General features: G+C 66.8%; 17 protein-coding genes and 2 pseudogenes. 13 read left to right on the top strand and 6 right to left on the bottom strand.

All coding sequences use genetic code 11. The features are described 5' to 3' along the window. Positions 1–10: 10 nt before the first annotated feature. On the top strand, positions 11–1,147 hold the full coding sequence (gene proB, locus AKI39_RS01555) for a glutamate 5-kinase (RefSeq protein ID WP_066631803.1): 1,137 nt from the start codon (positions 11–13) through the stop codon (positions 1,145–1,147). A 28-nt stretch (positions 1,148–1,175) separates the two neighbouring features. Here the strand turns inward: proB and AKI39_RS01550 are convergent, their stop codons facing one another. The 3 genes from AKI39_RS01550 to AKI39_RS01540 form a co-directional block, all read right to left on the bottom strand. Beyond that, entirely contained in the window at positions 1,176–2,717 is a 1,542-nt protein-coding gene (locus AKI39_RS01550; protein WP_066631799.1) for an MmgE/PrpD family protein, read from the bottom strand. A 132-nt stretch (positions 2,718–2,849) separates the two neighbouring features. Continuing rightward, positions 2,850–4,322: a 3-hydroxyacyl-CoA dehydrogenase gene (locus AKI39_RS01545; RefSeq protein ID WP_066641947.1), complete on the bottom strand. Its 1,473-nt coding sequence runs from the start codon at positions 4,320–4,322 to the stop codon at positions 2,850–2,852. Positions 4,323–4,543: 221 nt separating this feature from the next. Next, positions 4,544–5,773, bottom strand: coding sequence for a CaiB/BaiF CoA transferase family protein (locus AKI39_RS01540; RefSeq protein WP_066631798.1), 1,230 nt, complete (start codon positions 5,771–5,773; stop codon positions 4,544–4,546). A 239-nt stretch (positions 5,774–6,012) separates the two neighbouring features. Here AKI39_RS01540 and AKI39_RS01535 point away from each other — a divergent pair, with 239 nt between their 5' ends. Then, on the top strand, positions 6,013–6,246 hold the full coding sequence (locus AKI39_RS01535; RefSeq protein ID WP_066631796.1) for a hypothetical protein: 234 nt from the start codon (positions 6,013–6,015) through the stop codon (positions 6,244–6,246). A 1,144-nt stretch (positions 6,247–7,390) separates the two neighbouring features. Next, on the top strand, positions 7,391–9,016 hold the full coding sequence (locus tag AKI39_RS01530; protein WP_066631795.1) for an ABC transporter substrate-binding protein: 1,626 nt from the start codon (positions 7,391–7,393) through the stop codon (positions 9,014–9,016). A 48-nt stretch (positions 9,017–9,064) separates the two neighbouring features. Here AKI39_RS01530 and purT read toward each other — a convergent pair whose 3' ends face one another. Next, entirely contained in the window at positions 9,065–10,291 is a 1,227-nt protein-coding gene (gene purT, locus AKI39_RS01525; RefSeq protein WP_066631793.1) for a formate-dependent phosphoribosylglycinamide formyltransferase, read from the bottom strand. A gap of 204 nt (positions 10,292–10,495) precedes the next feature. Between purT and AKI39_RS01520 the strand changes: the two genes are divergently transcribed. From AKI39_RS01520 to hprK, 8 genes and pseudogenes are all read left to right on the top strand, one after another. Beyond that, positions 10,496–11,485, top strand: a complete 990-nt coding sequence (locus AKI39_RS01520; RefSeq protein ID WP_066631791.1) for a KpsF/GutQ family sugar-phosphate isomerase — start codon at positions 10,496–10,498, stop codon at positions 11,483–11,485. Positions 11,486–11,487: 2 nt separating this feature from the next. Continuing rightward, complete coding sequence (locus AKI39_RS01515) at positions 11,488–12,093, top strand: KdsC family phosphatase (protein WP_443103563.1); 606 nt, start codon at positions 11,488–11,490, stop codon at positions 12,091–12,093. 67 nt (positions 12,094–12,160) lie between these two features. After that, positions 12,161–12,799 (top strand): annotated as a pseudogene (lptC, locus tag AKI39_RS01510) (LPS export ABC transporter periplasmic protein LptC); the annotation flags it as partial. A gap of 107 nt (positions 12,800–12,906) precedes the next feature. Next, positions 12,907–13,617, top strand: a pseudogene (gene lptA / locus AKI39_RS25060) (lipopolysaccharide transport periplasmic protein LptA); the annotation flags it as partial. A gap of 270 nt (positions 13,618–13,887) precedes the next feature. Then, a complete protein-coding gene (gene lptB / locus AKI39_RS01500) occupies positions 13,888–14,676 on the top strand; it encodes an LPS export ABC transporter ATP-binding protein (protein WP_066631787.1) in 789 nt (262 codons plus the stop codon). Positions 14,677–14,919: 243 nt separating this feature from the next. After that, on the top strand, positions 14,920–15,243 hold the full coding sequence (gene hpf / locus AKI39_RS01495; protein WP_066631785.1) for a ribosome hibernation-promoting factor, HPF/YfiA family: 324 nt from the start codon (positions 14,920–14,922) through the stop codon (positions 15,241–15,243). A gap of 473 nt (positions 15,244–15,716) precedes the next feature. Further along, complete coding sequence (locus AKI39_RS01490) at positions 15,717–16,172, top strand: PTS sugar transporter subunit IIA (RefSeq protein ID WP_066631783.1); 456 nt, start codon at positions 15,717–15,719, stop codon at positions 16,170–16,172. Positions 16,173–16,185: 13 nt separating this feature from the next. Next, on the top strand, positions 16,186–17,112 hold the full coding sequence (gene hprK, locus AKI39_RS01485; protein ID WP_066631781.1) for an HPr(Ser) kinase/phosphatase: 927 nt from the start codon (positions 16,186–16,188) through the stop codon (positions 17,110–17,112). Between the two features lie 80 nt (positions 17,113–17,192). On the opposite strand, the gene AKI39_RS01480 is transcribed toward hprK, so the two are convergent. Both AKI39_RS01480 and AKI39_RS01475 read right to left on the bottom strand, forming a co-directional pair. After that, a complete protein-coding gene (locus tag AKI39_RS01480) occupies positions 17,193–18,488 on the bottom strand; it encodes a c-type cytochrome (RefSeq protein ID WP_066641946.1) in 1,296 nt (431 codons plus the stop codon). Positions 18,489–18,525: 37 nt separating this feature from the next. Continuing rightward, complete coding sequence (locus tag AKI39_RS01475) at positions 18,526–19,269, bottom strand: c-type cytochrome (protein WP_066631779.1); 744 nt, start codon at positions 19,267–19,269, stop codon at positions 18,526–18,528. Positions 19,270–19,510: 241 nt separating this feature from the next. On the opposite strand from AKI39_RS01475, the gene rapZ reads away from it, so the two are divergent. Further along, positions 19,511–20,383, top strand: a complete 873-nt coding sequence (rapZ, locus tag AKI39_RS01470) for an RNase adapter RapZ (protein ID WP_066641945.1) — start codon at positions 19,511–19,513, stop codon at positions 20,381–20,383. Further along, positions 20,380–21,480, top strand: a complete 1,101-nt coding sequence (locus tag AKI39_RS01465; RefSeq protein WP_066631777.1) for a septal ring lytic transglycosylase RlpA family protein — start codon at positions 20,380–20,382, stop codon at positions 21,478–21,480. Before rapZ ends, AKI39_RS01465 begins: the two co-directional genes overlap by 4 nt. Positions 21,481–21,530: the final 50 nt, after the last annotated feature.

The following is a 21,530-nucleotide window of genomic DNA, read 5'->3' as shown; positions in this document are numbered from 1 at the left end:
GGCTTTCGTCATGTCCGCCGACACCCCTGCCGTATCCGTCATCGCCGCCGCCAGCCGGCTGGTCGCTAAAGTTGGATCCACCCTCGTCACCAACGAGGGCCGGGGCCTGGACCGCGCGGCCGTCGCGCACTGGGCGCAGCAGATCGCCGCGCTGCGCCAACAAGGCAGGCAGCTTGTGCTGGTTTCCAGCGGCGCCATCGCGGAAGGCATGGCGCGCCTGGGCTGGCGCAAGCGTCCGTCGGTCATGCACGAGCTGCAGGCCGCCGCCGCGGTCGGGCAGATGGGCCTGGCCCAGGCCTACGAAGCCGCCTTCGCGGAATACGGGCTGCGCACGGCCCAGATCCTGCTGACGCACGAAGACCTGGCCGACCGCCGCCGGTATCTGAACGCGCGCTCGACGCTGTTCGCGCTGCTGCGCATGGGCGTGGTCCCCATCGTCAATGAAAACGACACCGTGGTCACCGACGAGATCCGCTTCGGCGACAACGACACGCTGGGCGCGCTGGTCACCAATCTGATCGAAGCAGACGCGCTGATCATCCTGACGGACCAGCGCGGCCTGTATGAAGCCGATCCCCGCAAGTATCCCGACGCGCGCTTCGTCTCGCATGCACAGGCCGGCGATCCCGCGCTGGAAGCCATGGCCGGCGGCGCGGGCAGCGGCATCGGCACCGGCGGCATGCTGACCAAGGTGTTGGCGGCCAAGCGCGCCGCCCACAGCGGCGCGCATACGGTGATCGCATCCGGACGCGAACGCGACGTGCTGGTGCGCCTGTCGCGCGGCGAGTGCATAGGCAGCGAGCTGCGCGCGGTATTGCCGGTATGGTCGGCGCGCAAGCAATGGCTGGCGGACCACCTGCGCCTGCGCGGCCGCGTCGTGCTGGACGAGGGCGCGGTGCGCGCGCTGCGCCAGGAAGGCAAAAGCCTGCTGCCTATCGGCGTGACCGACGTGCAGGGCGACTTCGAACGCGGCGACGTCGTCGCCTGCGTGGACGCGGACGGCCGCGAATGCGCGCGCGGACTGGTCAACTATTCCGCGGCCGACACCCGCCGCATCATGCGCCAGCCGTCGTCCCGCATCGAAGCGCTGCTCGGCAGCATGACCGAACCGGAACTGGTGCACCGGGACAACCTGGTCGTCCTCTAGGACGCGCGGCGGGGCCGCGCGCGGCTGCCTACACCCGCAGCCAGTCCAGCTGCTTTTCCTTCTCGATATTCTGGATCCGGTCGAACAGCCGCGACATCGCCTGCTCGGGATGATCGCGCGTCAACAACATGAACTTCTCGCGCAGGCCGGCCCGGTCCAGCGGACGTTCCGGCGTGCCGGTGAAGGCGGTGACCTCCTCGCTGAACGTACGTCCGTCGTTCAAGGTGACCGTCACCGTGCTCGCCAGGTCGCTATTGGGCTGCCCGGGCGTCATCGTCATCCTGACCTTGCGCGACAATGCGCGGATGTTCTCGTCCTGCGCGACATGCTCGTCGAAGGAGCGCGGATCGACTGGATTGCGGTACATCGACAGCGCGACGCAGAACGGGATACTGAACTGCGCGAGCAAGGCGTCGGCGGGCTCGGGGATGTTGTTGACGGTTGCCATGCGGCGATTGCCGGCCACGCCGATCGCAGCGATATCCGCTGCGGTGAAGCCATGCTGTTTGCGCAGATTGAGCATCGCCTCCACCGGCGTATGCGCCGTGATGTGGCATGCATAGCGCTTGATCATCAGGTTCATGGTTTCGTACGTCGTGCCCAGGCCGCGCGTCAGCTGCGACAGATCGAACTCCGGGCAGAAGGCGCGCAGGAAGCCGCCCTCGCCTTCCAGCACGTTGGTGGGGCCGGTAAAGCCCTGCACCGCCAGGTCGGCCGCCACCACGCCGCCTTCGGCGCCACGCCCTACGTTCAGCCGCTTGACCATCGCGCCGTTGCCGGCATGCGCGAACGCCAGCAGGCCGCCCGCGCAGGAGCCCGCGATGCCCAGCGCATTGACCATATGCGTCTTGTCGAAGCCCATCAGGTGTCCGGCAGTGATGGCCGACCCGAAAGGCCCCGTCGTGCCGGGCGCATGAAAGCCCCGCTCTTCATTCGTATGCTTGGTCGCATAGCCCACGCGCAACATGACTTCGGCACCGGCGACGAAGGCGGCCAGCAGCGCGCGGCCGCCCAGGCCGCGGTCCTGCGCCACCGCCAGCCCCGAAGAGAACAGCGCGGCCCCGGGATGGGCGCCGCTGTCGGGCTTGGTCAAGTTGTCCAGTTCAAACGCATGCGCCATCGCGCCCTGCGCCAGGGCGGCCATGGGGGGATGCACCGGCTGCGTGCCGCTGCCCAGGATCTGGCTCTTGCCGCCCGCACCGTTCTGCCGGGCATAGGCGATGATCATCTTGCTCCAGGGAAGCTGGGCACCGTAGATGATGGTGGCCACCGCATCGGTCATGCCGTCCTTGGCCCGCTGCAGGACTTCCGGCGGCACGTCCTCGTAGCGCAAGGCCGCCGCGTAGTTCGCCAGCGCCACGGTCTGCCCACCCTTGGTATCCGCCTGCGCGGCGGCGCTATCGGCCTGCGGCGGCTTGCCGGCGGCTTGCACGGGCGCGCCCGGCTTCTGCGTATCGGCCTCGTCGACGGCGCCGGCCGCGGTCGCGGCCAGCAGCGCCGGCGCCGCGCCGGCCAGCACGCCGGCTCGAATGAACCCGCGGCGGGTCAGAATGGTGGGGGTATCGGCCATGCGAGGTCTCCTCGATATCGGTATCGCGGGCCGCACGGCCATCGCCGTATCTCGAAAACCAACAACATCGCCGACCCGAGGCCGGCGATGTTCCCGCACTCCTGCTTGCGGGAAACTGAACAAGCAGCCGGACTAGCCTTCCAGCAATGACATCTTGAGCTGCACGCGCCGCTGCAACCACAAGCTGGGACGGTAGCGCGGGTCGCCGGTGACGCGCTGCATATTGCGCAGGATTTCCAGGATGCGCGCGGCGCCCAGGACGTCGCCCATGGCCAGCGGACCCATGGGGTAGCCCAGGCCCAGCGTCACGGCCTTGTCGATGTCCTGCGCCGTCGCGATGCGCTGCTGCGCGATGTCGCAGGCGATATTGACGATGGTGGCGACGATGCGCTGCGCGACAAAGCCCGGTGAATCCTCGATGACGCTGACGGGTGCGCCATCCGACGCGAACAGGGCATGCGCCGCATCGCGCCACTGCGGCAGCGTCGCGGGCGAGGCCATGACGGTGCGCCGTCGCTTGGGGTCGAAACCATGCAGGGCATCCAGGCCCACCGTGCGCGCGGGATCCAGATCCTGCGTGAATACCGCGGTGGAAACGTCCTCGCCATAGGGCGTCACGACGATAAGCGCGTCATCCGGCGCACGGCTGTCCGAGGCACGCTGGACCCCGAGCTGGTCCAGCAGCGCGGCCACGGCGGCATGGCCTTGCGGATGAATGCCACTGACCCATACCTTCAGGTCGGACGGCAAGGCCGGCGCGGCCGGTTCCGCCGGCAGTTGCTTCTGGGCGTCCCCATAGCGGTAGAACCCTTCGCCCGCCTTCCGCCCCAGCAGTCCCCCGGCCAGGCGCACCGTGGTAATGGGCGAGGGACGAAACCGCGGTTCATCGAAGAACTGCCGGTAGATCGATTCCATCACGGGATGGGACACGTCCAGCGCGGTCAGGTCCATCAACTCGAAGGGCCCCATGCGAAAACCTGCCTGCTCGCGCATGATGGCGTCGACCTGCGCGAACGTGGCCACGGATTCCTGCGCCACGCGCAGCCCTTCGGTGTTCATGCCGCGGCCCGCGTGGTTGACGATGAACCCCGGCATATCGCGCGCGCGCACCGGCGTGTGCCCCATGCGGCGGGCCAGGTCCATCAGCGCGTCGCCGGCGGCCGGATCGCTACGCAGGCCATCGATGACTTCCACCACCTTCATCAGCGGCACGGGATTGAAGAAGTGATATCCCACCACGCGCGCCGGCAGTCGGCAGGCGGCGGCAATCGCGGTGATCGATAGCGAAGACGTATTGGAGGCGAGGATGCACTCGTCCGCGACCACGCCTTCCAGCTGCTTGAAGACATCGCGTTTGACGTCCAGGCGTTCGACGATGGCTTCGACGACCAGTTGGCAATCGGCAAGGTCGGCCAATCCCGCGCAGGGCGCGACACGCGCCAGCGCCTGTTCGGCGGCGTCGGGCGTCAGCTTGCCTTTTTCAGCGAGCTTGCCCCAGGTCTGCTGGAGGTTGGCGCGCGCGGCGCTCACCGCGTCGGTGCTGGTGTCGTACAAGCGAACGGTCAGCCCCGCCTGGGCCGCGATCTGGGCGATGCCACGCCCCATGGCCCCGGCACCGACGATGCCTATGGTATTGATGGTGTTTGCCACGATTTGGTCTCCTGCTCGCGATCGCTTCGGGGCGCCGCGCTGTCACGGACGCCGGTCCGCACAGGCGCGGACCGCCCGATATCTATTGTCTATTGCTTGCCGGCCTGCATTACATGCCGCTTCCCCGATAGGGGTCTATCCATGCCGGCCGCTTGATGGACAGCCGCGGCATCGGCCTAAGGGGTGCCGGCCGCCAAGGCCTGGATGTCGCTGTCCGACAGGCCCAGCCTTTCGCGCAGCACTTGTTCCGTGTGTTCGCCCAGCATGGGTGGCGGCCGGCGATATTCCACCGGGCTGCCGGAGAACCGCAACGGGCTCGCGCCCATCGGAACCGTGCCCGCCACGGGATGCGGCAGTTCGCGCCACATCTGGCGGAAGCGTACCTGCGGATCTTCATAAACCTGATCCAGCGTATTGATCGGCCCGGCCGGCACCCCTACCCGTTCGAGCTCGGCCAGCCATTGGTCGCGCTCGCCCTGCGCCATGCGCTCGGCCAGGATCGGGACCAGGACCTCGCGATTCACGACGCGCTTGGGATTGGTGGCGAAGCGGGGGTCGTCGGCCAGTTCGGGCAAGCCCAGCACGCCGCAGTACGCACGGAACTGGCTGTCGTTGCCCACCGCGACGATCATGTGCCCGTCGCTGACCGCGAACACCTGATACGGCACCAGGTTCTGGTGCGCGTTGCCGGCGCGGCGCGGCGCCGTGCCCGAGGTCATGTAGTTCAGGTTCTGGTTGGCGAGCATGGCGACCTGGCAGTCCAGCAGCGCCATATCGAGATGCTGGCCCAAGCCGCTGCGTTCGCGTTCGAACAGCGCGGCCAGGATGCCGGTGGCCGAATACATCCCGGTCATCAAGTCCGCCACCGCGACGCCGGCCTTCTGCGGGCCGCCGCCGGGTGCGTCATCGCGTTCGCCCGTAATGCTCATCAGGCCGCCCATGCCCTGGATCATGAAGTCGTAGCCAGCACGGCTGGCATAGGGGCCCGTCTGGCCGAAGCCGGTGATGGAGCAATAGATCAGCCGGGGGTTTGCCTGGCTGAGGCTGTCGTAGTCCAGCCCGTACTTGCGCAGGCCGCCCACCTTGAAGTTTTCGACCAGGATGTCGCTTTGCATGGCGAGCTCGCGCACCAGGCTGGCACCGCGCGGGGTGGCGATATCCAGCGCGACGGAAAGCTTGTTGCGGTTGGCGGACAGATAGTAGGCCGCCTCGGTGGTCTCGTTGCCGTCGGCATCCTTCACATAGGGCGGGCCCCAGCCCCGCGTGTCGTCGCCGCTGCCGGGCCGCTCGATCTTGATGACCTCCGCGCCTAGATCGGCAAGGTTCTGGGTGCACCAGGGACCGGCCAGTACCCGGGTCAGGTCAAGGACGCGGATGCCGGTAAGGGGAGCGGGACGAGTGGACATGGACGCGAATGCGGTGGAAGTGGAACGGCCGTCGAGGGGGAATTGAGTATTGTGCCTGACATCCCGCCCTGGCCCTAAGTCTTTGATTCTTCTCGTTCTTTTTGACGGGTTGGACTTGTGTCGTGTCTTATTACAACAAACCTAGGGTTTCCCCTAGGTTTTTGTTGCGCTGCACTAGGGGTTTTCCCTATAATGGTTTTCACCAAGCAGGCAGTACCCCGATACGCAAGGAGACCGACATGAGCCACATCGCCCTAAACCAGAATCTTCGTCTTACCGACGCCCTTGAACGCGACATCCTGGAGAACACCTTGAACACGCAACCCGCCGCCCACCCCCTCAATGCTGTCAAGCGCGCCGCTCGCGCCGTTGCCCATGGCGTTGGCGCCTTCTTCAACTTCATCGAGGAAGTGCAGGACACGATGAGCCGCGCCCAGCAGCAATCGGGCCGCATCACCGGCACGCACTGGTAAGAAACGCTGCCGGCGAACCCGCACGGGGTGGCTGAGCGGCCGTTGTCCTGCTCGCCGCACGTCCGGGAAACGCGCCTCGCCGCTGGCAACGCCCGCGTCCGATTACCGGATCGCCGCGCAATAGCGCGCAGTTCCGGCTCGTCGATGCAGCGGCCAGCGCCCGAGGCCCCGCCCAGCATGGAAGTTTGCAGTACCCGTAGTGTTGTGAAGCGCGAAGCAGCGGCAGTGCGTTGTAGCCAAGTGGCAGTGCCGTGATTGCAGTCGCAGTGGCCTTGTACGCCGCGGTAGCGGGGCCTTGTAACTCCGCAGCAGCGGCGCCGTACTGGCGTAGCGGATGCGGTCGTAGCTTGGCCCGTGCTGCACGGCGCCGTCTTCGGGCTATCCGTGCAGAGCAGTACGTTGTTGAGCAGTACGTTGTAGCAGTGCCAAGCAGTACGTCATAGCAGCGCCAGAAGTGCCGAGCAGCAAGCAGCAGATCGTAGAAGTGCGGGCACCGGGAAGTACGTTGTAGAGGTGTTCCGAGCGGTACAGCAGTAAAGCAGCATCCGGCAGTAAAGCAGTACGCGGTCGCGTAGTCGGCGTCCGCAGTAAGCAGTAAGCATTAAGCAGTACGGCAGTACGTAGCAGAGCAGCAGGCAGCACAGCAGTACTTAGCAGAGCAGTACGCAGCAACGCAGCAACGCAGTACGTAACTAGTAGCAGCAGTAGCAGTAGCATCATCGCCCAGCCTTACGGTAATGGCCGGACATCGCGTATTTCAGTAGTCCGCCGTACACGCGACGCCGGCTGTTACCGGGCTTGCGGGGTTCCCCGGCTCCCTTCGCGGGGGACCCCCAAGCGGGCATATCTTTCCCCCAACGGCCCCCGGCCTTCTCGGCCAATTCCGCCTGTCCGCCGGCAGCCGCCGCGGCGACCGCGGTCTTTCCGCGCCCCTCCCCCCGAAAATCCGTTCTGTTCGCGCTAACGTGCATTGACAGGGTTTCCGCCGCGTCACCATAATCGCCCGCTTCGGCGATACGTCTGATAACGAGTTGGTTACGGTTGCATCCTGGCCGTCCCGCCCGGCGGATCGCGGCTGGAGCGCGGCACGGCCCGCTTCCGGAGCGCCCGCCGTTATCGCGCGCCTCTTCCCCGGAGTTGATCCATGTTGTTTACCCGCCATGCCCTGGCACTGCTGTGCGCCAGCGCCGGTATAGCCGCGGCCATCCCGGCCCAGGCCCAGACCCTGAAGGTGGCGCTTTCGGCCGAGCCGACATCCGCCGACCCGCACTATCACAAGATGACGGCGAACGACGCCTTTTCGGCTCATGTCTACAGCTCGCTGATCGCGCGCGACGCCGACATGAACCTGGTGCCCTCGCTCGCGACCTCGTGGAAGAACCTGGACGACCTCACCTGGGAGTTCAAACTACGCCGCGATGTGACGTTCTCCAACGGCAAGCCTTTCACTTCGCAGGACGTGCTGTTCACGATTTGCCGCACGCTCAACAACGAGACGAACATTTCGAGCTCGTATGCAACCTTGACCCAGATGTTCACCGACGTGCAGACGCCGGACGACTATACGGTCATCATCAAGACCCGCGAACCGCTGCCCGTGATGCCGGCCGAACTTGCCCGTTCGCTGCCCATCATCTGGAACGGCATCGTGCCCCATGGCAAGCTGACCTTCACCCCCAAGCAAGGCTGCGGCGTAACCGGCCCATGGCCCACAGTGGTGGACTTCAACAGCGGCAAGGACACCATCGGCACCGGCCCCTACATCCTGAAGTCCTATGTGAAGGGTACCGGCATCGAGCTGGTGCGCAACGAGCACTATTGGGGCCCCAAGCCATACTGGAAGGAAGTGAAGATGGTGCCGGTGCCCAACGCCGGCCCCCGCATGACGGGCCTGCTGTCCGGCGATTTCGACCTGATCGAAAACCCGGCCGCGCGCGACATCCAGCGCCTGAAGGAAAATCCCAAGTTCGGCTACGTGGCCACTCCCTCGACACGCCTGGTGTTCTTCCAGCCTGACGTGGGCCGCAACCCCAGCCCGCAGATCAAGTCGCCCAACGGCAAGAACCCTCTGCAGGACGTGCGGGTACGCCAGGCCATCAGTATGGCGATCGACCGCAAGGCGATCACGCAGCGGATCATGGACGGCATGGCGACGCCTGCCTACCAGTACATGCCGGACGGCATGTTCGGCGGCCTGGCCCATGCGCCGGAGATCAAATACGACCCCGCCGGGGCGAAGAAGCTGCTGGCCGAGGCCGGCTATCCCGACGGCTTCGAAATGACGCTCTCCTCGACCAACGACCGCTATATCAACGACGGCCAGGTCGCGCAGGCGGTCGCGCAGTTTCTCTCGCGCATCGGCATCAAGACAAACGTGGATGCCATGACCGCATCGATCTACTTCCCCAAGCGCGCGAAGCGGGAATTCAGCTTCTCGATGGGCGGGTGGCCGTCGGAAGTGGGCGAAGCGTCCGCCTTGTTCCAGCTGTGGGTGACCTCGCTGGACGCGGCGAAGTCGCTGGGCACCAGCAACTACGGCGGCTATTCCAACCCGCAGTTCGACAAGGTCTATCGCGAAGCGGCGGTTACCGTGGACGCAGACAAGCGCCGCAAGCTGCTGGAGGAATCGACGAAAATCGCCCTGGCCGATGTGCCGCTGATTCCCCTGCACTTCGAAAGCACCCTGTGGGCCTACCGCACGGGCGTCACCTATGAAGGCAGGCGTGATCAGTACACGCTGGCCATGTCGGCAAAACCGGCAGGCAAATAAGACCGCAGTGGTCAACGCCCGGGACGACCGGGCGTTTTTTTGCCCGGATCAGGCGGCCGGTACCGCCCGCACCGTGACGGCCCCCGAAACCCGCAGCGCCTTTTCGCGGGCGGCCTCCACCGTGTCGGCCGTCGCCAGGGCCACGCCCATGCGGCGCTTGGCGAAGGACTCGGGCTTGCCGAACAGGCGGATATCGGTGCCGGGCTCGGCCAGGGCCTGGGCGACGCCGTCGAAGGTCACGGCCAGCGCCTGTACCCCACCATAAATAACGCTGCTGGCGCCCGCCTGGCGCAGCGAGACATCCACCGGCAGGCCCAGCAAGGCGCGGGCATGCAGTTCGAACTCGTTCTGTACCTGCGTGATCATCGTCACCATGCCGGTGTCATGGGGGCGCGGGCTGACCTCCGAGAACCAGACCTGGTCGCCGGCCACGAACAACTCCACGCCGAACACGCCCATCCCGCCCAGGTTGCCGGTCACCGCCAGGGCAATGGCCTGTGCACGTTCCAGGGCGAGCGCCGACATCGGGTGCGGCTGCCAGCTTTCGACATAGTCGCCATCCACCTGCTTGTGGCCGATGGGCGCGCAGAAGCCGGTCTCGATTTCGCCGGACGCGCCACGGGCACGGACGGTCAACAGGGTGATCTCGTAGTCGAAGCGGATGAAGCCTTCCACGATGGCGCGTCCCGCGCCGGTGCGGCCGCCTTCCTGGGCATAGCGCCAGGCGGCCGCCACGTCGTCGGGCCCCTTGACGACCGACTGGCCCTTGCCCGACGAGGACATCACGGGCTTGATGACGCAGGGATAGCCGATACCGCCGGCGATGGCCTCGCGCAGCTGGGCTTCGGTATCGACGAACTTGTAGGGGGAGGTCGGCAGGCCCAGGGTTTCCGCGGCCAGGCGGCGGATGCCTTCGCGGTTCATGGTGAGCTGCGCGGCGCGCGCCGTCGGCGTGACGCGGACCGTACCGGCGGCCTCGAGTTCGACCAGCAGGTCCGTGGCGATGGCCTCGATTTCCGGGACGATCACATGCGGCTGCTCGCGTTCGATCACCGCGCGCAGCGCGTCGCGATCCGTCATGGACACCACGTGCGCCCGATGGGCCACCTGCTGCCCGGGGGCGTCCGCGTAGCGGTCCACGGCGATGACTTCCACGCCCAGGCGTTGAAGTGCGATGACGACTTCCTTGCCCAGCTCGCCGGCGCCCAGCAGCATGACGCGGGTGGCGGCGGAAGACAGCGGCGTGCCGAATCGGGGGGCGGGGATCGTGGACATGGAAAGCCTGCGTGAAAAGAACGGGACGGGCCCGCGTCATGGGGAGCCCGCCAGCATGCCATAGCGTCCGGACAGGGGCAACCCGGGGCGCGGCCGGTGTCGCGCGGGGAAATACCGCCGCCGTCGCCCAGGCAGCCTCGGGTGTGATCAAACTATCCGCGACCCTGCACGGGCAAGTCGCCACTCTGCGATTAAAATCCCTCCATGAATGCCCTTCCCGCTACTTCTCCGGACGCGGCGCTGGCCTCGGCCCGGCGCACGTTGCGCATCGAAGCGCAAGCCCTGCACGAATTGGAAGCCCGCCTGGACGACAACTTCGTCCACGCCGTGACCATGCTGCTGAACTGTCGCGGCCGCGTGGTCGTCAGCGGGATCGGAAAAACGGGCCACATCGCCCGCAAGGTCGCCGCCACGCTGGCGTCGACCGGCACGCCCGCGTTTTTCCTGCACGCCGCCGAAGCCGTGCATGGCGACCTGGGCATGCTTACCGCGGACGACGTCTTGATCGCCATTTCCTATTCCGGCTCGGGCAGCGAGTTGCTCACCATCCTGCCGGCGGCGCGCCGCCTGGGTACGCGCGTGGTGGCGATGACGGGCAACCCCTCGTCCGAACTGGCGCGCCAGGCCGATATCCATCTGGACGTCAGCGTCGCCCAGGAAGCATGCCCCATGAACCTCGCACCGACCGCCAGCACGACGGCCGCGCTGGCATTGGGGGATGCGCTCGCGGTGTCCTGCCTGGAAGCCCGCGGTTTCGGGCCGGAGGATTTCGCGCGCTCGCATCCGGGCGGCACGCTGGGCCGGCGCCTGCTGACCCACGTGCGCGATGTGATGCGGCAGGGCGATGCCGTGCCCATGGTGCCCTCGGACGCATCGGTGTCGCGCGCCCTGGAAGAGATGTCCGGCAAGCGCATGGGCATGACGGTGATCGTGGATGCGCGGCGGCATCCGCTGGGCATCTTCACCGATGGCGACTTGCGCCGTCTGATTGAACGCCATGGCGACATCCGCGGTCTGAAGATCACGGAGGGAATGACCTTGTCGCCGCATACCGTCCCTGCCGATGCGCTGGCGGTGGTGGCGGCCCAGCAGATGGACGAACTGCGCGTCAGCCAGATGCTCGTCCTGGACGACGAAGGCGCACTGATCGGCGCCCTGCACATGCATGACCTGATGGCGGCGAAGGTGGTATGAACATGATTGCAACCTCGCACTCCACGATCCATCCCGCGGAAGCCCTGATCCTGGCGCGGCTCCAGCCCGCCGTGAAGGAACGGGCAGCGGCCGTACGCCTGATGGTGTTCGACGTGGACGGGGTGCTGACCGACGGCAGCCTGTATTACGGCGAACACGGGGAACTGTTCAAGCGGTTCAACGCCCTGGACGGCCATGGCCTGCGGCTGCTGGCCGAAGGTGGCATCGCGGTCGCGCTGATCACCGGGCGCTCCGGCCCCATCGTGGACCGTCGCGCGGCGGAACTGGGCATCGCGGAAGTCATGCAGGGCGTGCGCGACAAGGGCGGCGCCCTGACGGCACTGGCCCAGCGCAGCGGCGTGACGCTGGACCAGACCGGCTACATGGGCGATGACATCATCGACCTGCCAGCCATGCAGCGTGCCGGCTTCGCCGCCTCCGTGCCCAACGCGCCCGCCTATGTGGCGCAGGGCGCGCATTGGGTGGCCAGCCAGCCCGGGGGCGGCGGGGCGGTGCGCGAATGCTGCGATCTGCTCCTGGCCTGCCAGGGTCGGCTGGGCGCGCTGCTGGCGTCCCCCGGCCTGCTGGGCCCCGGGGCGATTCAATAAGCCACGCCGGAATGTTCGCCCCGCCCGGTCCCCGCGCCGCACCGCATCGAATGACCTACCCTATCGCATGAAAGAACGCTTCCCCTCGTTGATCGCCCTGTTTCTGCTCCTGGCCCTGGTGCTGGGAACATGGTGGGCGGCCGACTATACGCAACGCGCCGTACCCACCGATCCACCGCGCCGCCTGACGCATGAAATGGATGCCTGGTCGCGCAATTTCGTCATGGTGCGCACCGGCGAGGACGGCAAGCCGATCCATCGCATGGAAGGCGATTACGGCGAACATTACCCGGACGACGATTCCTACGTGGTGACGGACCCGCGGGCCGTCGGACTGCGGCCCAACACGCCCATCACCGTGGCGACGTCCGAGACGGCCACCATGTACCAAGGCGGCAAGCGCATCGTCATGGACAAGAACGCGCATATGCACCGCCAATCGGATGCCGACACGCCGCCGCTGGACGTGCGCAGCGAACAACTGGTGATACTGCCCGACGATGACACCATCAGCACCACGCTCCCCGCGCTGGTCACGCGCGGCCAGTCGCGCATGAACGGCACCGGAATGAAGTACAACAACAAAACGCGCCAGTTGGAAGTATTCTCGTCCACCAACGTGGAAATCGCGCCGACGGATACCCAGCGCGCCGGCACCAAGGAACAATCCAAGGACCGGCCGAACGCCCAGTCCTCGGACCACCCCAAACCCGCGGATGGCTCGCCCGCGCCGCGCCCCGATTCACCACCGCCTGCCGGAGCGGCCGCCGCGCCGAAGCAGGAACCTGCCCACGCATCCGTAAAAAAACAATCATGACCGAAATCCGCAAACGCCTGTCGTCTGTCTGGCTGACCGGCGTCATCCTGGCCGTGGCCGCCGCCGGCGCGCATGCGCAAGGCGCCCCCGCCACGTCGCCCGCCCCCTCGCCCGCCGCATCGACGCCGCCGGCGCCGGAACAGGCGCCGGCCAGGAAAAGCCAGGGCGCCAATGGCAGCAATGGGACCAAGCCGTCCGGCAAGGGCGCGCAGACCCCGGAGGAAGAACCCAATACGGTGATCCTGTCGGAAAAGCTGCACTACGACGACGTCAAGAAGACCAGCGTATTCACCGGCAATGTGATCATGACGCGCGGCCTGATGACGCTGCATTCCGATGAACTTCAGATGCGCGAAGACGCCCAGGGCAACCAGTACGGCACGGCCCTGGCCAGCCCGGGCAAGATGGTTACCGTGCAGCAGGAGCGCCCCGAAAACTTCGAGGTCATCGAAGGTGTGGGACGACGCGCCGAATATGACGGGACCCAAAGCACCTTCGACCTGATCGGCCAGGCCGTCGTCACGCGCTTCATCTGCGGCAAACCCTTCGATACCATCCGCGGCCAGCGCGTGCGCTACAACGACAAGGCGGGCACCTACGAAGCCGTGGGCGGTCCTGAATCCGCAGCGCCCGCAGGCCGGGTACGGTCGGTCATGGAGCCCCGCGCGCGCGCCGATGCCGCCGTCGCCGCATGCCGCGCGCAGCAAGGGGGCAAGCCGGCTGCCGGCAAGAGCCCCACCTCGTCCTCCAACGGCACCAACGGCAAGCGGCCGGCATCGTCCGCGCCGGCCGCCGGCGGCCAGCCCGCGGATCGCAACGATCAGGCCGGCGACGCCAGCGGCAAAACGTCCTCCGGCACATCCGCGGTCAAGCCCTGACGCTCCCGGTCGGGTGGCCGCCGCGCCTGGCGCGGCGCGCGCACGCACCGGCCCCTCCGGAATTCCCAGCACCCCGTTACCCGATTCCTGCCACGCTCAATGATCACGCAAGCGACTCCCGAAAACCAGACGCCGGCCACCTCCCGTCCCAGCAGCCTGCGCGCCATCGGCCTGCGCAAGACCTATCATGGCCGTACCGTCGTACAGGACGTGTCGCTTTCCGTGGATAGCGGCGAGGTCGTGGGCCTGCTGGGACCGAACGGCGCGGGCAAGACAACCAGCTTCTACATGATCGTGGGCCTGGTGCCCGCCGAAGCCGGCCGTATCGAGATCGACGAGCAGAACATCACCGGCTTGCCCATCCACAAGCGTGCGCGCCTGGGCCTGTCCTACCTGCCCCAGGACGCCTCCGTGTTCCGCCGCCTGACCGTCGAGCAGAATATCCGCGCGGTGCTGGAACTGCAGCTGGACGACCGCGGCAGACAGATATCCACGTCCGCCATCAACCAGAACCTGGAACTGCTGCTGGATGAACTGCAGATCGGCCATATCCGCGGCAACACGGCGATATCGCTGTCCGGCGGCGAGCGCCGGCGCGTGGAAATCGCCCGCGCCCTGGCCACCAGTCCGCGCTTCATCCTGCTGGACGAGCCCTTCGCCGGCGTGGATCCGATCGCCGTGATCGAGATCCAGCGGATCGTCCGCTTCCTGAAAAGCCGCGGTATCGGCGTGCTGATCACCGACCATAACGTGCGCGAAACGCTGGGCATCTGCGACCGGGCATACATCATCAGCGAGGGCAAGGTGCTGACAGACGGCCACCCCGAGGACATCGTCGGCGACCCCGCCGTACGGCGCGTGTACCTCGGCGAACACTTCAAGATGTAACCACCGTCGCATTTCAACGGGAACCGTGCGGACTTCTTTCGGGGACGGATTGAATTGGCCGATGGAGTCTTTACACTAGGATTACAGGGTCGCGCTTCCGAGGCATTCGCCGCCCATCACGGTGGCAGCACCACGGGCCCCGCAGGAACCGAATCCTTCACTTCTTACAAAAGGAGATAAATACCCCACTGATTTTCGCGCTACGCGCAAACGAACCTTTTCTTGGCAGAAGGAGATTGCACTATGAATCTAAGCATCTGCGGTCGTCATCTCGACGTCACCCCGGCCATCCGGGAGTATGTAGTGAACAAGTTGGCGCGAGTACTGCGGCACTTTGATCACATCATCGATGTGCAGGTCATGCTCTCGGTGGAACCACTACGACACACCGCCGAAGTCACCATGAGATTGCGAGGCAAGGACATCCATTGCGAAGCGCAGGATGAAAACCTCTACGCCGCCATCGACTTGCTTGCCGACAAGATCGACCGTCAGGTTATCAAGCACAAGGACAAGGTCCAAAGCCACGCCACCGAGTCCGTGAAGCGACTACCCGCCGCGGCCTGATGCCGCACCGCGCCTCACGAATGCTCGTTGACGAGCGATAAAACAGCGCCCTGCGCGCAACTTGAGTCCCCAAGCGCCGATGTCCCGCAGATCCCGATTCCGGGGCATCGGTCAAGCTGAATTTCCCCCGCCGTTTCTGGCCTCGGTCCTCCCCAGCTTCGTCTCCCCAGCTCTCCCCCATCTTCCCACCAGTTGTCCGTTCGTTTGCCTGGCCGCTTGCCCGCCTGCTCGCCGCCCGCCCGATCTTCCCGCCCGATCTTCCCGCCTGATCTTCCCGCTTGATCTTCCCGCTTGATCTTCCCGCTTGACCTCCCCGCTTGACCTCCCCGCTGCTCCCGCGACCATTGCCGCCGGCCCCTGGCTCCAGGCTCGGTCCACAGCTTGCCGCCCTGTCCGGGCGTGGAAAAATAAAGCCCACATTCGCTGCCCTATCCGTTTTTTTGCGTTGCGGCATATGAACATATAATCCAATCATGAATCACTTGCCCCGCATCCTGCCTGCCGGGAATGTCGTGCTTGACCTGCTGGCCACCAGCAAGAAGCGGGCATTCGAACAGGCCGGCCTGCTTTTCGAAAACCACCACGGCCTGGCGCGCTCCACCGTGTTCGACAGCCTCTTCGCCCGGGAGCGGCTGGGTTCAACCGGATTGGGCCAAGGCGTGGCCGTCCCGCATGGCCGTGTCAAGTCGCTGGATGAAGCGGTGGCGGCATTCTTCCGCCTGTCGCGCCCCGTGCCCTTCGATTCCCCGGACGACCAACCGGTCAGCATGCTGCTGTTCCTGCTGGTGCCGGAGAACGCCACGCAGCAGCACCTGGATATACTCGCCGAGCTTGCGCAATTGATGTCCAATAAGCCCCTGCGTGAAGCCCTGGCCACGGAAACCGATCCGCTGGCCGTGCATCGCATGCTGACGACCGGCACACTTTAATCTTTCCATCGCCATGCTTACCGTCCAGGAACTGGTCGACGATAACGCCGACAAAATCCCCTTCAATTGGATCGCGGGACAAGGCGCGGCAGACCGGTTGGTTCCGGACGACGGCATGGCCGCCGCCGATCTGGTCGGCCACCTGAATCTGATCCACCCTTCGCGTATCCAGGTGTTCGGGCAGGAGGAACTGGCCTACTACACCCGTTTCGATCTGCGCCGCCGCATGCACCACATGGACGAACTGCTGATCGGCGGGGTGCCGGCCATCCTGCTGGCCGACGGATTGACGGCGCCACAGGACCTGATCGATCAGTGCGATCAGCACCAAGTGCCGCTGCTCAGCACGCCCGTTGCCGCCGCGCAGCTGATCGATCTGCTACGCATCTACCTCGGCAAGAAGCTGGCGCCCACCACCACCGTGCATGGCGTGTTTCTGGACGTGCTGGGCCTGGGCGTGCTGATCACCGGGGAATCGGGGCTGGGCAAGAGCGAGCTGGCGCTGGAGCTGATTTCACGCGGGCACGGCCTGGTCGCCGACGACGCGGTGGAACTATCGCGCACCGCGCCGAACATGATCGAGGGTCATTGCCCTTCGCTGCTGCAGAACCTGCTGGAAGTGCGCGGCCTGGGGCTGCTGGATATCCGCACCATCTTCGGCGAGACTTCCGTGCGCCGCAAGATGCGCCTGAAGCTGATCGTGCATCTGGTGCGGGCCACCGCGCAGGACAAATTCGAACGCCTGCCGCTGCAGGACATCACGCAGGACATGCTCGGCCTGCCGATTCGCAAGGTGATGCTGCAGGTGGCCGCGGGCCGCAACCTGGCGGTGCTGGTTGAAGCCGCCGTGCGCAACACCATCCTGAAGCTGCGCGGCATCGATACGCTGGGCGAATTCATGGAACGCCAGGCCATGGCGATCCTGCAAAACAGCAAATAAGGGCCCGCGCGGCAGGGGCCCTGCCGACCCAACGACGGATCATCCGCCTGCCGCCCTCCGGCGCCGCGCCGTGAGGGCGACTATCCGCCCGCAGCACGGGCCTGCTTGACCTGCAACGAGGTCACGCCGCCGGCGGCATTGCCCCAGCTGTTACGCACATAGGTCACCACGGCCGCGACGTCATCGTCGCTGAGCAATTGCCCGAACGGCGGCATGCCATGCGGTTGCGGGTTGCCGGCGGTGGCTGGCGCAAAACCGCCTTCCAGGACCATGTGGATGACATTGCCGGGATAGGGAGCGGTAACGCTGATATTGCCGGCCAGGGCCGGCCAGTCCTTGCCCTTGCCCTGTCCATCCGCGGCATGGCACTGTGCGCAGTGTTGTTCGTACAAGGCGCCGCCGCGTCGCATGCCGCCGGTTTCGCGCACCCTGTTGGCGGCTGGCGCCGGACCGGCCGGCACGGATTTCAGGTAGCCCGCGATCGCGCGGGCATCGCCGCCGGTCAGGAATTGCGTGCTGCCCACGACGACTTCGCCCATGGGACCGGCCGCGGCGCCATGGGCGCTGACACCGGTTTTCAACAAGGCGACGATGTCGTCCTGCGACCACCGCCCCAGGCCATCGCGCGGATCGCCGTCCAGCGCGGGCGCGTACCAGCCCAGGCCTTCGATGGTGCCGCCCACGAAACCGGATCCGCTGGGCGTAGCCCCCAGCGCATTGCGCGGCGCATGGCAGGCGATGCAATGCCCCAGTCCGTCGACCAGATAGCGGCCGCGCGCCAGGTCGCCATCCACGCCGGCATCGGCGTGCACGCCCGGCCGGAAGTACAGGCCCCGCCACAGGGCCAGCAGCGGCCGCCAGCCGTAGGGGAAGTCCAGCTGGTGCGGCTTGCTGGGCTGCGCGACGGGCGCCACGGTGCGCAGGTAGGCATAGAGCGCATCGGCATCCGCCCGGCTGATACGGGTGTATTCCGTGTAGGGAAAGGCGGGATAGAGCAAGGTACCGGACGGCGATTTGCCCTGGTGCAGGGCATGCCAGAAGTCGTCGGCGGACCAGGCGCCTATCCCGGTCGCCCGGTCCGGCGTGATGTTGGGGCCGTAGAACGTGCCAAAGGCCGTGGGGATGGCGGCGCCACCGGCATACGGTTGGCCGCCGGGCACGGTGTGGCAGGCCAGGCAATCGCCGACCTTGGCCAGGTAGGCGCCATAGGCGATGCGTTGCGCCGGATCCGCGCTGGCCTGGGTAGGGCCGGTGGAAGCATCGTCGCGAATCCCCCGCCAGGCCAGCAGGGCCAGGCCGGCGGCAAGAAGGAGCAGCAGCGCGACAACGATGCGCGCGGCCATCCGGCGCGCGCGGCCGGCGCTGGCGCCGCGCATGGAATCGGTTGGATCGGTAGAAGGGATGGCCAAGATGCTATTCCTGCGTTTGGCTGCCGCAGGCGGTGGGCAGCGTGATCGATGCGGCGGCGGGCTGGTACGCGGGCGGAACGGGCTGGGAGGACAGCCACGCCGCCACGGCGGCGATGTCGTCGGGCGCCAGCTGGCGCGCCACGTGGGCCATGCAGTCCGGATCGGCCGCCCGGCGCGTGCCGCTGCGCCAGCTGCCGACCTGTGCCAGCAGATAGTCGCGCGGCAGGCCCAGCAATCCGGGAATGGCGGGCGCCAGGCCGCCCAGGCTGGCGGTGTGGCAAGCCGCGCAGGCCGGCACGCCGCGGCCAGGGTCACCGGCCGTGGTCAACAGACGACCGCGCTCCAGCATGGCAGGACTGACATCGGCGCGCGCCGGGGGCGGATAGTCCACATGCTGCTCCGAGAAGTAGGCGGCGATCTCGCGCAGATAAGTGTCCGGCAGGTTGTGCAGCAGGTGCGCCATGGGGGGATACTGCCGCCGGCCATCGCGGAAATTCAGCAGTTGGTGGTAGAGGTAATCCCGTGGCTTGCCCGCCAGCCGGGGGTAGTAACCGTCCGGGCCGGCACGCCCCTGTTCGCCATGGCAGGCCGTACAGGCCGCCACGCGGGCACGCATGGTGCCGGGCTCCAGCGCGGCCGCGCCGGACGCCTGCGCCGCCGCGGGGCCCGCGACCTGGGCCTGCGCCGCGGACGCCGCGGCCAAGAGCATCGCCACGCAGGCGGCACGGCAGAATATGAAGACTCCCATCGATCGCGCCTTGTAGGTATATATAAGCGGATTAGGCCGGCTTTTGCCGAAATAGGAAAGAGGCAGTCGCGCAGTTTACGGGCATATCAGTTACAGCGCGCGCCCCACGCCGCGGCGACATCGTCACCGGGCGCCGGGGCCGCCGCACGGGAATACGCGAGGGCTGCTGCATGCTGGACCGCAAGCCGGAACGGGTGGCCGCGAGGAGCCCGGCAACACGATTCATGCCACAATCATGCCCATGTTCAGCGTCGTCCTCATCACCGGCATCTCCGGCTCCGGCAAATCAGTCGCCCTGCGGCTGCTGGAGGACTCCGGCTATACCTGTGTCGATAACCTGCCGGTGCGCTTCCTGGCCGACTTCATCGCCAGCGCCCGCGATGACGCCATGGCGCGCGTGGCGGTCGCCATCGACGTGCGATCGCCAGGCGAGCTCGCCGAGCTGCCCGCCGCCATCGCGACGCTGCGCGCCGTAGGCACGCGCATACGGGTGGTATTCCTGGACGCCGACACCAACACGCTGGTGCAGCGCTATTCCGAATCGCGCCGCCGCCATCCGCTGACGGACCGGCTGCAGCGCAGCGGTAAACCGGCTTCGCTGCTGGACTGCATCCGGGTGGAGCGCGAGCTGCTGGCGCCGCTGCGCGACCAGGAGCATGTGATCGACACGTCGGAGCTGACGCCCGGCCAGTTGCGCGCCTGGATCCGCGACCTGGTGCAGGCCGACCGCCAGGCAGTCGTGCTGACGTTCGAATCGTTCGCCTTCAAGCGGGGCGTGCCGCGCGATGCCGATCTAGTGTTCGACGCGCGCTGCCTGCCCAACCCCTACTACGATCCGGTATTGCGCCCGCTCACCGGGCGGGATGCCCCTGTGGCCGCCTACCTGGACAGTTTCGAGGCCGTGCGCCAGCTGATTGACGACATCTCGGCGTTCATCCGCAAATGGCTGCCACGCTATATGGAAGACACGCGCAGCTATCTGACGGTGGCCATCGGCTGCACCGGCGGGCAGCACCGTTCGGTCTATATCGTCGAACAGCTGGCGCAGCGCTTCGCCGATCACAAACCCTTGCTGGTCCGACACCGAACCCAACTGCCCGAAGAACACGCATGACTTTGAGTTTCCGGCACCTGCGCAATCTACTCGTCATCGCCTTGCTGGCCGCGGTGGTGGCGGGTTGTTCCAGTACCGGGGGCCGCAAGCGCGGCGGCTACTACCAGGACGATGGCCCCGACGCCCATCCGCCCGGCAACCTGGACGCGGTACCGGACGCCCAGCCTCGCATCGAGCCGCTGGCCAACGCTTCCAACCGTCCCTATGTCGTGTTCGGCAAACGCTATGTGCCCATGACGAGCGACCAGCCGTACACGCAGCGCGGCGTCGCGTCCTGGTACGGCAAGAAGTTCCACGGCAACTCGACGTCGATCGGCGAACCCTACGACATGTACGCGATGACGGCGGCGCACCCGACGCTGCCAATTCCCAGCTATGCGCGCGTCACCAGCGCCATCAACGGCAGGACCGTCATCGTGCGGGTCAACGACCGTGGACCATTCCATGACAACCGCATCATGGATCTTTCCTATGTAGCGGCCTACAAGCTGGGCATCATCGGCCCGGGCAGCGGCGAAGTAACGGTGCAGCGCATCCTGCCCGACGAGGTGCGCCGCATGGTGGCGGAACGCGAAAGAGGCGGCCCGGCCGCGGTCGCGACGGCAGGCGGCGCGGCGGCGGCGGAGGGTGCCACGGCGTCCAGCGTTTCCACGCCCGTGCCCGTGGTGCTGTCGGCCGGGGAAGCGCCCAGCGCGATGCCCCTGGCGCCGGCATCCACGGCGACCTCCGGGGGCGCTGCGTTGAACACCCTGCCGGCCACGCGCGATGGCGCAGCGACCGAGCCGACGCCCTTGCCGCCGCCGAGCGTGGCGGCAGCACCGGTCATCGCCTCTCCTGCCACTGCCCAGGCGCCGGCCGCTTCGGGCTCGGTCTATCTGCAATTGGGCGCGTTCAGCCAGTCGACCAATGCGCAATCGCTGGCCGCCCGGGTAAACGGCCCCTTGACGGCCGCGGGCTTGCCGCCCGCGACGGTGGAGCAGGCCGGGCAGTTGTATCGCGTGCGTGTCGGCCCCTACGCCGACCGCAACGCGGCGATGTCGGCCGTGCAGACCGTCGCGACCAGCACGGGTATCCTGCCCACGATCGCGACGCGCTGATCGGGCGACGCCACCGCGCGGTGGCGTCCGGGTGCACACGAGATGGCCTG

The sequence above is a fragment of the Bordetella sp. H567 genome (genome assembly GCF_001704295.1).
In the GTDB taxonomy this organism is placed as follows: domain Bacteria; phylum Pseudomonadota; class Gammaproteobacteria; order Burkholderiales; family Burkholderiaceae_B; genus Bordetella_C.
This window is presented reverse-complemented; position numbering and strand designations above follow the sequence as displayed.